This is a genomic window from Pedobacter frigidisoli (assembly GCF_004331675.1).
Taxonomy (GTDB): domain Bacteria; phylum Bacteroidota; class Bacteroidia; order Sphingobacteriales; family Sphingobacteriaceae; genus Pedobacter; species Pedobacter frigidisoli.
Map to the genome: position 1 here is coordinate 1 of NZ_SJSN01000037.1, position 13,148 is coordinate 13,148.

Annotated in this window: 12 protein-coding genes; 4 read left to right on the plus strand and 8 right to left on the minus strand. The window is 35.6% G+C overall.

What is annotated here, in order from left to right; all coding sequences use genetic code 11:
- Window positions 1-255: 255 nt before the first annotated feature.
- The 5 genes from EZ449_RS22055 to EZ449_RS22075 all read right to left on the minus strand — a co-directional run bounded on the left by EZ449_RS22055 (window position 256) and on the right by EZ449_RS22075 (window position 7,166).
- Window positions 256-1,230: a transposase gene (locus tag EZ449_RS22055; RefSeq protein WP_131563006.1), complete on the minus strand. Its 975-nt coding sequence runs from the start codon at window positions 1,228-1,230 to the stop codon at window positions 256-258.
- A gap of 815 nt (window positions 1,231-2,045) precedes the next feature.
- On the minus strand, window positions 2,046-2,411 hold the full coding sequence (locus EZ449_RS22060; RefSeq protein WP_131563008.1) for a hypothetical protein: 366 nt from the start codon (window positions 2,409-2,411) through the stop codon (window positions 2,046-2,048).
- Window positions 2,412-2,553: 142 nt separating this feature from the next.
- Window positions 2,554-5,007, minus strand: a complete 2,454-nt coding sequence (locus tag EZ449_RS22065; protein WP_131563010.1) for an outer membrane beta-barrel family protein — start codon at window positions 5,005-5,007, stop codon at window positions 2,554-2,556.
- A gap of 73 nt (window positions 5,008-5,080) precedes the next feature.
- The gene (locus EZ449_RS22070) at window positions 5,081-6,817 is read right to left on the minus strand and encodes a PspC domain-containing protein (protein WP_131563012.1); all 1,737 of its coding nucleotides are present in this window, start codon (window positions 6,815-6,817) and stop codon (window positions 5,081-5,083) included.
- Window positions 6,818-6,830: 13 nt separating this feature from the next.
- Window positions 6,831-7,166 carry a PadR family transcriptional regulator gene (locus EZ449_RS22075; protein WP_131563014.1) on the minus strand — a complete coding sequence of 112 codons (336 nt, stop codon included), beginning with the start codon at window positions 7,164-7,166 and terminating at the stop codon, window positions 6,831-6,833.
- A gap of 156 nt (window positions 7,167-7,322) precedes the next feature.
- Between EZ449_RS22075 and EZ449_RS22080 the strand changes: the two genes are divergently transcribed.
- From EZ449_RS22080 to EZ449_RS22770, 3 genes are all read left to right on the plus strand, one after another.
- Window positions 7,323-7,571: a hypothetical protein gene (locus EZ449_RS22080; protein WP_131563016.1), complete on the plus strand. Its 249-nt coding sequence runs from the start codon at window positions 7,323-7,325 to the stop codon at window positions 7,569-7,571.
- A gap of 255 nt (window positions 7,572-7,826) precedes the next feature.
- Window positions 7,827-9,284 carry an amino acid permease gene (locus tag EZ449_RS22085; RefSeq protein WP_131563018.1) on the plus strand — a complete coding sequence of 486 codons (1,458 nt, stop codon included), beginning with the start codon at window positions 7,827-7,829 and terminating at the stop codon, window positions 9,282-9,284.
- 206 nt (window positions 9,285-9,490) lie between these two features.
- Window positions 9,491-9,655, plus strand: a complete 165-nt coding sequence (locus EZ449_RS22770; protein WP_165499834.1) for a hypothetical protein — start codon at window positions 9,491-9,493, stop codon at window positions 9,653-9,655.
- Between the two features lie 14 nt (window positions 9,656-9,669).
- Here EZ449_RS22770 and EZ449_RS22090 read toward each other — a convergent pair whose 3' ends face one another.
- From EZ449_RS22090 to EZ449_RS22100, 3 genes are all read right to left on the minus strand, one after another.
- Entirely contained in the window at window positions 9,670-10,566 is an 897-nt protein-coding gene (locus EZ449_RS22090) for an NAD(P)/FAD-dependent oxidoreductase (protein WP_131563019.1), read from the minus strand.
- A gap of 66 nt (window positions 10,567-10,632) precedes the next feature.
- Window positions 10,633-11,259, minus strand: coding sequence for a class I SAM-dependent methyltransferase (locus EZ449_RS22095; RefSeq protein ID WP_131563021.1), 627 nt, complete (start codon window positions 11,257-11,259; stop codon window positions 10,633-10,635).
- A gap of 40 nt (window positions 11,260-11,299) precedes the next feature.
- Window positions 11,300-12,208: a UbiA prenyltransferase family protein gene (locus EZ449_RS22100; protein ID WP_131563023.1), complete on the minus strand. Its 909-nt coding sequence runs from the start codon at window positions 12,206-12,208 to the stop codon at window positions 11,300-11,302.
- Window positions 12,209-12,339: 131 nt separating this feature from the next.
- Between EZ449_RS22100 and EZ449_RS22105 the strand changes: the two genes are divergently transcribed.
- Window positions 12,340-12,843, plus strand: coding sequence for a cupin domain-containing protein (locus tag EZ449_RS22105; RefSeq protein WP_131563025.1), 504 nt, complete (start codon window positions 12,340-12,342; stop codon window positions 12,841-12,843).
- The last annotated feature ends 305 nt before the right edge of the window (window positions 12,844-13,148 follow it).

Genomic DNA, 13,148 nt, shown 5'->3' on the forward strand with positions numbered 1-13,148 from the left:
TCTGTCTAATCTTATTCATGCTGAGCAGTTTGTTCGCCATATTTATAGGGGTAAGCTTGATGCTTACCAAACCTATATAATTGGCGGGTTAAACTATGCCCAATTGCGTGATATGGTAAATATAGTGGTGCAGTATGTGTCGGAATGGCAGAGTGAAATAATCCTGCAATAAACCAAAAGTGGTGCACTTTGCCTCGGAATATTTAATTACCTCAAACAAAAACTGGTGTACTTTGGCTCGGAATGACTGGTGTACTATGCCTCGGAATGGGTGGTGTAGTATAGGTCGGAATATCCAATTGACATCTTGTTCTTTTTATCGACCTGAACTCTACGCTTGTAATATGCTTTTATTTCTGGATCATTTGCGATGCACGTTCTTACACCATTATGAAGTAAAGATTTAATTCGCTTATTTGCTAAAGGAGAAACTCTTGCCCTTTTTTTAACGCTTGTTCCCGAATCATGTTCAAATGGTGCAACCCCACAGTAAGAGGCAAAAGTTCTTGCATTAGTAATTGATCTAAACTCATTGGTATGTATAAGCATCTGCAAAGCCGTAACGGGGCCTATTCCCATTACAGAAAGCATAATCTTCATAAGTCGGTTACAATGATCATCATTTGTATAAAGAGCTTTGATCTTTATATCAATAGTTGTTATCAAATGCTCAATTTGAATAATTGACGGATTGCATAGATTGATATTTGCCGCGGATATAGCTGGATCAATAAAGTTAGTATCTTCATTCAGCGGGGTGGTTATGATAACACCAACCTTCACCATTCTTTCCCTTAATGTTGATAGGCTACTGAGCTCATCTATAATTTTTCTGCGAGGTACCCACAGCTTCAATTCCTGAAGATTCTTGATGAGATATCGAGCGATTCGAGCAGCATCGAGTTTATCATTTTTGCCTCTAATGATCCCGAGGGAGTTCTTAATTCTCATCGACGGTTCAACAACCACTTTTGCCTTCATCTTGGTTAAAGTATTTATCAGTATGAGACCATATACTCCGGTGACTTCCATTCCAAATATGGCATAGCCTAATTTGAAGCCTGAGATTTCTTTAAGTGTTATAACAAATTCCTTGATTGATTCCACGTTATTTGCGACTTTACCATTCAAAACATGCCCTCCTCCATATCTTAAGCAATAATTAAATGTGGCTTTAGAGACGTCTATTCCGATGAAATATTTAATAACAGTGAGCTTGCTCTCTATCATAATGCATTTTAATTAACAAACCACTCGAAAGTCCTTTGGTCAAATATAGATTCGTCTACAGCTAGAGATAGGTCGCCTCTGCCACGATAAATAACCACCTTTAGGCTTATGGTACTGAATAGATCGATACTAATAACTATCCTAAGTCTATCCTAAAAATGAAGATATCTATGGTTGAGTGATTTGTTACTACAAGATAAAAAAAAGCATTTAAATAGACAATAAGATTTCAAATCACTCTAAAGTCCTCTGGTTCATATACAGATCTTTAATCTATTTCAACATATAGGTCGCCTCTTCCTTGGTATAGTAATCGTATTTGGGCTTAAGATCGTTCATAGTTCTAACTATCATGATGGATAAGTCTATCCCAAAAACGTCTACACCAAAGGTTGAGTGATTTGATATTACAATATAAGGAAAATCGATTAAATTATTAAAGAGATAATCTGAATCGACAATCTCAAGATGTGTTACGCGATTTCAATCTATTAATAGCTTTGCTGATGAATGCATGATATAATTGGTGCGCCAATAGTGCGCCAATTCTCTAATATTACATAGAAATATGTTATATTTGATTACAATTAACAGATTTATAAATTACGCATAAAGCTTAAATAATCTGTTCCTTATATAAGTTTAAGGCAATTTAATGAGAATCTTAACAACAATAGTGTTTAGGTTTTCTCAGATTAAGAGTCTGTTGCTCTACCAGCTGAGCTAAGAAGTCGAGGGGATAAATATAGGATAAAAAATAGAGGTTGTGGGTAAAAAATTCAATTTAAAAGCTAAGTAGTAGGCAACTTAAACCTTTACATCTCCACCAACTTTTTTTGAATCCCCTCCGTTAGTTTCTTCAACTTCACATATCCATTTAAAGAACTATTCTGTTTATCAAAATCGATCTGTAACCAACCTTGTTTTGCTTTTAAGTTAAACTTATCTTTTCCATTTAAATTAACTAATAGATCAATATCCTGATCTAGTGAAAGCTCATTATTTAGCGCACTATCCAAGTATTTTTTCAGCTTGGCTGTTTTATCTTCAGCATAATTTGCCTCAAATCTGAATGCAGAATTGGTGTCTGTTGTATTTAAAGATAAGTTGCCCGATCTATTTTGGCAACTGTAGCCTAACGAAGCGAATAAAATCGCTATGCCGTATATGATTGTTTTCATGTCTGTATTGGTTAATTTGGTTACTGTTTAAATTAGTTAATTGCTGAAACTGTTTAATTATTAGGAATAGTTATTTGGTTAATTGTTTAGCAAATTAAAACTTACTCCTATGGACTTAGGACTCCAAACTCACAACTCCAAACTAAGAACCCGCTCTACCTTTAATATCGTCAGTTGCTGTATTTCTAGATCTTGCTGATTTCACATTTTGGTTACCGAAGTTGTAACTGATATTAAATGAAGCTCTTCTAGTGATATAATTATTTTGAACCCTTAGATTAACATTTTGGTAGTCCAAAGTTCCTTTCCAATAATTGGTTTGAAAAACATCGTCGATGTTTAATTTAAGTTTCAATGTTTTGTTTAAGAAACTTTTTTGCACACCCGTATTTAAGGCATATTGGTAAATAATGGTTTTCTCCAAACCTTTAACCCTTGGAGAATTTAGCCAAAAATTGGTTTCTATTGCCCAGTTATTGGCAAGTGTGATCGTGCTGGTCAGGTTAAAATTATAAGAGACTTTGCTTAATACAAAAGGTGCTCCCTCTAAATTGTCATCGTTAAATTTGTTATAAAAGAGGTTAAAATTATTCTGGAAATTCCACCATTTTGTAATCTTCAATGGGAAATATAATCCCGCAGAATAGTATTGCCCGCTGCCAATATTACCTTGCCCAACCGTAACTATCCTGGTACTATCATTCTGTGCGGTTTTACTATCTAAAATTAAATCTTTTATTTTCGAATAGGCTAACGAGAACGACAAGCCACTTTTATAACTATAACTCACTTCGAAGTTATTGGTAAATTGAGGTTTTAAATATGGATTTCCCTGTTGAATGGTGTACGGATCCATGTAAAAATTAAAAGGATTTAACTGCTGGTAGTTGGGTCTATCGATACGTCTTCCATACGAATAACGCAAATTACTATTTTCAGAAATTTTCTGATTGACAAAAACCGTCGGGAACAAAGAAAGGTACTTTTGATCTGCTGCTGTGTGATCAGTAACCAATATACCGGTGGCGTTGGTATATTCAGCCCTTAATCCAGCTTGGATTTGCCACTTGCCCAAATCCTTAGAAAGGTTTGCATAAGCGGCGTTTACATTTTCTTTATAAATGAAATTATTACTTTGCCCTACAATATTTTGCCATGAACCGTTTACTAAATTAGAAGATAAAAAATCGTTATTGGTTTTAACAAAACTACTTTTCAAGCCTGTTTCCAGCTTAGCTGTTTTCGATATTGGCCATGTAAAATCTACTTTGGAAGCAAAAATATTGATGTCGGTCTTACTGTCATTCTTAATGATGGTATTGTTATAGATAAGCCCATTTTCGTTATAAAAATTAGTATTAAAGTTTTCTAACCCCGTATAATTAAAACCCGAATAATCGGCATCGAAATTTAAACTTGCACCTTCTTTTTTAAATTCGTGCTTAATGTTAAAATTTGCGCTATAATTTTTATTAGGTGTATTGGCATCAGAATTTAAAACCAGCGAATTATTGTTCGTTATTCCAGATTGAGTTTCATTAATAAAGGTTTGCGAAAAATTATCCAGCTTTCGGGTACTTGTACTTCCATCAAACATAACACCTATGGTTGTTTTTTCGCCAGCATAATAATCTGCACCAAGCTTGGCTGCTAACCTAGAACCAGTGTATATCTTTTGAAAGTTTTGATTAAAAGCACTTTGCAAGCCATCATTATTGGTGGTTCGTTCTAAAAATAAGTTCGAAAAATTATTGTTTTTGGAGGCATTCGCATTGCTGTAAAAGTTCCAATTTTTGTTCCGGTTATTAATACTGAAATTTACATCAGAGCCATAAATATTCTTGGGTAAATTTGCTCTTATCGCATTGCGATAGGTTGATGAAACACTCCCATTGGTACCATAAGCTTTGTTTCTTTTCAATTTAATGTTGATAATTCCGGCATTTCCTGCAGCATCATATTTGGATGATGGATTAGTTATAATCTCTATAGTGGCGATTTGGCTGCTGTTTAAACTCCCTAAATAAACAGCTAAATCTGCGGTAGATAGGAAATTGTTCTTTCCATCAATCATCACCATTACCCCCGATTTGTTGTTCAATAAAATTTGCTCGCTCTGTCGATCAACTTGTACCCCAGGCGCTTTTTCTAATATTTCTAAAGCGGTACTACCCGATGAGACTATGCTGTTCTCCACATTTAAAACGGTTTTATCAATTTGATGTTCGATATAAGGCTTACGGCCTTGCACACTCACTTCCTTTAATTGTCTTGAACTACTTTCGATAATGATATCGGCCATTTTCAAATCTTCAGTTAATGAAAACTTTTCCGTTCGCTTATTTTTAAAGCCAACAATCGAGATCAATAAAACGTAATCACCACTCTTTTGCTTATCAAATTTAAATGCGCCATCAATATCTGTCGCTACAACTTTTGCAACCGTAGTATCTGGAAAATTTACTAGTTTAACAATTGCAAATGGCACAGCCACAGCCTTTTCATCAATTACTTTTCCTGTAACTTGACTTAATTTTTGGGCAAAGGAAACCCCACACACCATAAGGCATGCCATCAGCACTAATAAATTTTTCATGATTTTTTATTGGTTTAGCTCTGACAAATTTCTAACGCTTTAGAAATAATTTGTCAAAACTGATCTGTAAATTTTATTCAACCTTGATACCTAACTCTTCTTTAACTTCTTTAATTCTGTTTGATAGGGAATCTTGGTAAAGCGTATCGGTTGCCCTATTTTTCTTCAAAAAATCTAGATTAAGAAGTTCTTGTTTCAACTTATTCTTCTTAATAGCCTCCTCTTTTAACTGAGCTACGCATTTCAAACCATCTTCAGTCATTACCCAAACCGTATAATCGTTTTTATCATTTTCAGTTTCGCCACAATCCCACGTTCCATAATTGTTAATGTATCGGTAAGCATCCTCTTTTAAAATGATCCTCGTACCCACCGGAACTTCAAGGTTTAGCCAAACTTCTTGGTTTCTCCAAATGGTTCCTTTTCTCAATTGAAAACGCGGACTGAAAACAATAGCGGAATCCTTTAGCGAATATTTGTAATCTATATTTTGAGCATTTTGTAAGGCACTCGAGAAAGTTTTTCCTTGCGATTCGTATTTCTGCGTTAAACGAGTAGCACTGTTTTCGCTTTTCTCAATATTAATGCGAACGTTGTTTGGTGAAACAAAAGGTCCGTTTTCAAAATCATCGGTAACAATTTGCCTACTTTGGTTGGCATCAATGTGATAAGCAATGCTGTCTTCCTTGCTAAAATATTTACTTTTATCAATATCAATTACATAAGTTTTGAAAGATTTTAAGTCGGCAGATTGTGTTAATTCGGCATGTTGTTTAAACTCCGAAGATATTTTTGCAGCGTAATAACCAGCAGAAGCTACACCAGCTAGCCAAATGATCAATAAGGCAAATGAAAGTGTTTTATTAATGGCTTGTTTGTTAAACGCAACACGAATAGAAAACAACACGAGCGCCAGAATAGGAATGAAACACACAATAAATGCGCTGAATAAAATTACACCACGGCTGTTCTCGTTTACAATAGAGAATGGAAAATATTCGTAAACACTCGAATCCCAAAAGCCCTGGAAAGCTGCTGCACTTATAATAAGCGCCAACAAAAACAGAATGCCAAAAATGATAATGAAACCGGCAATTACCTTAAAAATCACTTTTCCAGTGCCACCAATAAAGCGGCCAAGCCATTCGAAAAACTCGCCAATAAATATGCCTATCTGACGGAAAATTGATCCAGTATGTTTACCTGCAATAGCTAAACCCTGATTAACGGCTAGTAGTTCCTCATCCAAATTCTTTTGAAAACCCTGTAAGTTTGCAGGCTCGCCTTTCATTTCCATTCTTTCGATACGCGATTTTGCTTTTGGCATAATAATCCAAAGGATAGCATAAACCAAAACTCCAGCACCACCTAAAAACACTGTAAGTAGAGTGGCAAGGCGAATCCATTTTGCTTCGGTATTAATGTAATGCGCAATACCCGAACAAACACCAGCAATTACACGCTCATCCATATCGCGGTATAATTTTTTCTCTGCATGGAACTGGTAGTTGCTATTTACTACTGGCTCTTCTTCATTTTCTTCGGCTCCGTCGAAATCCTGCACTCTACCCATTTGAGCAATTACAGCATTGACATTATTGGCGTCAACAACCTGTTTTTTCTCTTCGGTTAAATGCTCGGTTAAAAGTTCGGCAATACGATTTTCAATATCAGTTACGATTTCCAAATCGTCGGCGTGATTAACAAAATGTTGTTTTACTTCGTTTAAATAAATCTTTAAGAGTTCATAGGCACTTTCTTCGATGTGAATAATCGTGTTCCCTATATTGATGATGATGGTCTTTTCCATTTCTTTTTAATAATTATGAGTTGGCCCCTTTTTGAGAAATACCTACAGCATAAGCCAATTCTTGCCAGGTTTGATCTAATTGTGATAAAATATCCTTACCAAGTTCGGTTAAGGTATAATATTTACGGGGCGGGCCTGAGGTAGATTCTACCCAGTTATAGCTTAACAAACCATTGTTTTTAAGCCTGGTTAATAATGGATATAAAGTGCCCTCCACCACCAATAGTTTTGCCGATCTTAATTCGGCAATAATATCCGAAGCATAAATTTCGCCCCGAGAGATGATTGATAAAACACAGTATTCCAGAATTCCTTTCCGCATTTGCGTTTGCGTATTTTCTGCTATCATAAAACAAAGATATATGTTTTATACAATACTATGCAATACATAGTACTAAAATAGTTATAAGTTTATCGTTAAACACCTGATAATGAATTATATAATTTTAATTTTGATTTTAGCAACTCATCAGTTTTATAGAGAATACTTAGTAATTTGTATTTTTTGGAAAGCAGTTTCAGTAGTTTTTCGGTTGCAGCAGTCCTGCTTCTGCCTATAGTCCCGATAGAAAAAATCGGGCGCTATTTGGCGAAATCAGGTTTAGATTGGTTAGGATTTTGCAAGGAACTTACCGCCAAAGGCACACAAAAAAGTCTTAAGATTTATATTAAAGGAAGTCAAATCACCATGAATCTTCTGGAAATAAACCTATCTTTTCTGCGGAAATCCCTTAAATCTGCGGGAGAAAATTAAGAGATTAGGTAGTCTGCTTTTCATTTCCCGTAAGATGCTATCGAGATCCTGCTTGAGCACTAAAACTCCAATTTATACGAAAATGAAGAAATATGTCAAACTTAATCTATACAAATACTATAGAATTAATATATTTTAATAATTTTGCAGCACGTTAACTTATTTTCATGAAAACCATCATTGCAGCATTTTGTTGTTCGTTAAAATTGCCTGGCATCTGATCTTTTTCATCCCCATGAAAACACTATAGTATCTATGAAGAAATCTATTGCCAGCATCGTAGCCGAGGCAAACGAAAGTGGAGAAGGAACACTAAAAAGAACCTTAGGACCAATAAATTTAATATTGATTGGCGTTGGTTTAACCCTTGGTGCTGGATTATTTTCGATCACTGGATTAGCTGCTGCCAATCATTCTGGCCCTGCTGTAACTTTATCTTTTGTTATTGCGGCACTAGGTTGTGGATTTGCAGCGCTTTGTTACGCAGAATTCGCCTCGATGATTCCCGTTGCAGGTAGCGCCTATACCTACTCGTATGCTACCATGGGTGAGCTTTTTGCGTGGATAATCGGTTGGGATTTAGTGCTAGAATATTCTGTGGGCTGCGCAACAGTTGCCATTAGCTGGTCGCAATATTTAACCAAGTTTTTAGCAAGCTTGCATATTTACCTGCCTCCACAGCTTACTCTATCCCCTTTCGAAACCGCCAAACTTGCCGATGGATCTACCGTTCACGGAATCATCAATATACCTGCGGCCTTGGTGGTCGTTTTAATGACTGCTATTTTAATTCGTGGTACAAAAGGATCGGCGATTGTAAATGGTATTATAGTGTTCTTAAAGGTTGGTGTTGTTTTGGTTTTTATCGCCTTGGGTTGGCAATATATAGATCCTGCAAATTATCATCCATACATTCCAGAAAATACTGGCACTTTCGGGCATTTTGGTTGGAGCGGCGTTTTACGTGGAGCTGGGTTGGTTTTCTTTGTGTTTATTGGGTTTGATGCAGTTGCTGCTTCTGCCCAAGAAACGAAAAACCCAGCACGAGATTTACCGATTGGTATTATTGGTACCTTGGTAATCTGCACCGTTCTTTTTGGTTTATTCGGACACGTAATGACGGGCTTGGCTAATTATAAGGAGTTTGCCAATAGTGGTGCTCCCGTGGCTGTTGCAATTGCCAAAACACCTTACGGCGATTGGCTCGGTCAGGCCATAATCTTAGCCATATTAATTGGTTATACCTCTGTTATTTTAATTGATTTAATGGCGCAATCGCGAATGTTTTATTCCATCAGTAAAGATGGATTATTGCCAAAAATGTTCTCTGATGTTCATACGAAATTTAAAACGCCATGGAAATCAAATATCATTCTTTGTGTTTTCATTGCTCTGTTCGCTGCATTCGTACCCATGAACGTAGTAGGCGAAATGACGAGCATTGGAACCTTGCTGGCTTTCTTAATGGTTTGCGTTGGCATCTTAATCCTAAGAAAAACCGATCCAGAGGCGAAACGCCCTTTTAGAGTTCCTTGGGTTCCACTAATTCCTATTTTGGGCATTTTAACCTGTGTGGCGATGATGATTTTTCTGCCTTGGGAAACTTGGTTGAGATTGGCAGTTTGGTTAGCAATTGGCTTAGCCGTTTACTTTTGGTATGGTAAAAAGAACAGTAAACTAAAAGCCTTAGAAAACAGCGATATTAAAGGCTAATACACTCATTACTATACAAGTAAAATGATTAAGCTGTTCTTTATTTTGTACAGCTTAATCATCAGACAGATATATGAATCTGTATTTATAACAGTATAAATATCAATTATTTAAGAAAAAATATAAGTTATTAACAATTCCACAATTTTTTAATTATTTGGCGCAAGATTTGAACTAGGAAAAACAACCTATAAAAACATTTCCCAATGATTATTAAATTAGACACATCAGTTTTCAGGCTTGCCAGGCAAAAGACAGAAACAGTAAAAAAAGTTGCAAACCCTTTAACTAAGGAACAGTGGATAACCGCTGATAGAATTGTAATTACCGCAATGTTTATTGCTACAGTTGCTGGTGCAATCTTATTCTAATTTCAGATGATTCTTCAAAAATCCTCTGAAATCATTTCTTTATTCATCATTACGGCGGCCATAGTTCCGGCAGCAATTATTATAGATAACGACCTAAATAGGGTTGTGCAATCTCCTGCGGCATAAACACCTTTTACTGTTGTCTGTTGCCACTCATCAACTTTTATCGTTTTTAATTCGGTTAGTTCAAAACCCAACTGGACATCAAAATCTACCTGTTGTTCAACCTCGGCTCTAGCGTAAATAGAATTTAAGGCTAAACTTTGCCCACTTTTAAAAACTACGTTTTGAAGTATTCCATTGGAGTGTACGAATTCTGAAATTTCATCTTCCACAATCTTTATCGATTTCGATTTAAGCTTTTCAGTCTGTTCTTGCGTTAATGTTGATCGACCATTCGTTAAAATGGTTAAATCCTTGTTCCAAAGATTCAAGTTTTTGGCCATTTCAAAAGCATGATCGCCATTCATCATTAAGCCAATTTTTTCATCCTTAACTTCGTAACCATGGCAATAAGGACAATGAATAATAGATATTGCCCAACATTCTTTAAATCCATTAATTTCTGGCAGAACATCTTTTAGTCCGGTAGCGATTAATATTTTTCTGGCCGTAAAAGCATCTCTATTCTCTAAACTAATTTCAAAACCATCCTCAATTTTTACAGCAGAAACAGCTTTACCATCAAAGAACTTTACCGTTGGATATTTTAAAACTTCTGCTTTGGCCTCGGCAGATATAACTGCTGGTTGATCTCCATCGTGTGTTAAGAGATTATGTGAATGTGGCGTTTGCCTGTTACAAGGCTTTCCACTATCAATAATCAAAACTTTTCTAGTTGCTCTACCCAATGCCAAAGCAGCCGATAAACCCGCATAACTGCCACCAATAATGATTACATCAAAATCCATAAAACTAATTTGACACGAAAATCCGAATAAAAATACTTAAATACAACTTAGTTGCATTTATTATTGTCACTTTTTAAAAACAATTGCTTTGATAAAACTTCCATAATAAAATCTTTCTTTGATAATTTCATATCTAGCAGTCAGGAAATAAGGCTTCATATCGATAAGCTTAGCTGCCTCTACTATTCCCAAGATTTTAAAGAATGTGTACATCAATTTCAACACCATCCACTTCCACCATTTTCCATTTTTATCACTCAAGGAAAAATCTACCAAAAACCACAAACCATCTTTCTTTAACAAGTTATCAAGTTGGATAAAAACTTTTTCAGCCCTTGGTTTTGAAAAATTATCAAATAGAAAAGGTGTTAAAATTAAATCGAATTCAACAGCTGAATTAAATTCCTCAATACCTACATTAACAAATTCAACTTTGTTGTTTCCGAAACTTCTTACTTTAGAAAGATCAATCATTTTGGACGATATTTCGACATAAATTATTTGTAAACCAGAGGGATGAATCTTTGAAATTTCTTCTAAAATCCAGCCAGTTCCACCGCCTACAATAAGTATCGAACTGTTTTTAGGTAAAAATTTTAATTGATCGATCTGGGCATTAACTTGCGATTTAAAGAACACCAATCGACTTAAGAAGTCATATTGGTTAGCTATTTTATCGTAATTATTGACCATTATTTTTCAGGTTAAGTTGAAATATCAGACAACATATAAGTTACTTAACAAACTGCATTCCTACAATCCCGCAGACAGCCTTAAACAAAATAAGTCCATCAATCACCATTAAATAGTAGAGAATGTTTTTCCTGCGATGCATGGAATAGGCGACATAAATAGTTAAGATAAATGGCAAAACATTGAAGAAAACCTGCGGTAAACCAAAGCCTTTGTAATCTGCAAATATCCCTAAAGAGATTAAACCGATGATTAAAAGTGGAATAAGGATGTAAAAAATTGTGCGTCTTAATCCATAGCGTACCACAAAAGTTCTTAAATGTTTATTGGCATCCGTTGGATAATCCTTAATATCGAAAATAATTGCGTTTACGGTGCAGAACATCCAATTTTTAATAAAAAGCCAAGTCCATAATACGGAATCGTGATAACCAACCCCTGTTTCGATTTTTAGCATGATTAAGGGCAAAACATTGGCGCAACAAGCCCAAACAAAGCCAATAACAAAGGCCTTAAGCCACCCTGTGTTACGAAGATTAAATTTTAAAAAAGATTTTGGCAGTAATCCATAATATAATCCTCCGGCAATAATAATGATGATAATTGCCGACCAATAACTCGCCGGAAGATTTAAGATGTTATTGAAGTTTTGATACAGAAGATTTACCGCAAGCGACATACACAACACGAATAATATGCCTTGGCTCCAGTTGATAAATGCTTTGTGTTTGTAATACCACTGATTTCGAGGGTTTGTTGTAGATGGGCTTGTAGAAACTTTATTGTATGCGTAGGTGTAATATATGGTTGGCGCCAAAAATAGCAACAAGTAATAATTGAGTGAGTTGAAAGGCAATCTCAATTGCAAAGTGGCTTCTAGCGTTAGTGCAACAGCTAAAATGCCAACAAAGTAATTTCCAAAGAATATGAACCTAATTGCCTTGCCCATTTATTAAATATCTTATTGTTGTATCCAGATTGCCAATTTCGTTATAAAATTGATTAATCTTCTATAAATTAAATCAAACAAGTGAGCAGACCAAACGTTAGATAAGTACTTCATTAACAGTTAGAAAAAGTATGGAAAATATATTTAATAAACTAACAACGATTGATGCCCAAGATGGCAAAAGTATATCTGTAATGGGCGATACCTACAGAATAATTATTTCAGGAAAAGAAACAAACGGAGAATATGCAGTGATTGATATGCTTGTACCCTCTTTCGGTGGCCCTGGCCCACATGCTCATGCCGATATACAAGAAGCCTTTTATATTTTGGATGGAGAAATTGAATTTACTACCGAAGAAAGAAAATATATTGCAAAAAAGGGTTCATTCGTAAATATCCCTAAAGGTGGATTAATTCATCAGTTTAAAAATCTGAAGAAGAATCTGGCGCACATGCTTTGCATTGTTACACCAGCAGGGATGGAAGAAATGTTCGAAGAAATAGGCGTACCCGTCGAAGCCAATACCTTTCTGCCTCCACCAGAAATGAATCCAGAATTAATGCAAAAGTTTGGAGCTATTGCTGAAAAATACGGACAAAAACTTTTTCCGCCTGACTATTTGATGAAATAGATTTTAATCGAGTAGGAAGATAGGGATTAGTTCCCTATCTGTCCTCTCACACCACTGTACGTACCGTTCGGTATACAGCGGTTTGCTAGAATAACTTCGTTTGGTGTGTCGTTTTCCAATAGTAATAATTTGCGAATCCATCTAGTCCAAGGCCAATAAAGAACTTCTTGTCGAGGGTTGTAAGTAATGTCGGGCTGTTTGCAGTCCTACAGTACCCCTTACGGGTATTAGACAACTGATAAGCCCTTGACTTTACTACACCCATCTTCATTAAATTCCGCGCTCTACCCGTTATACTCTTCCAT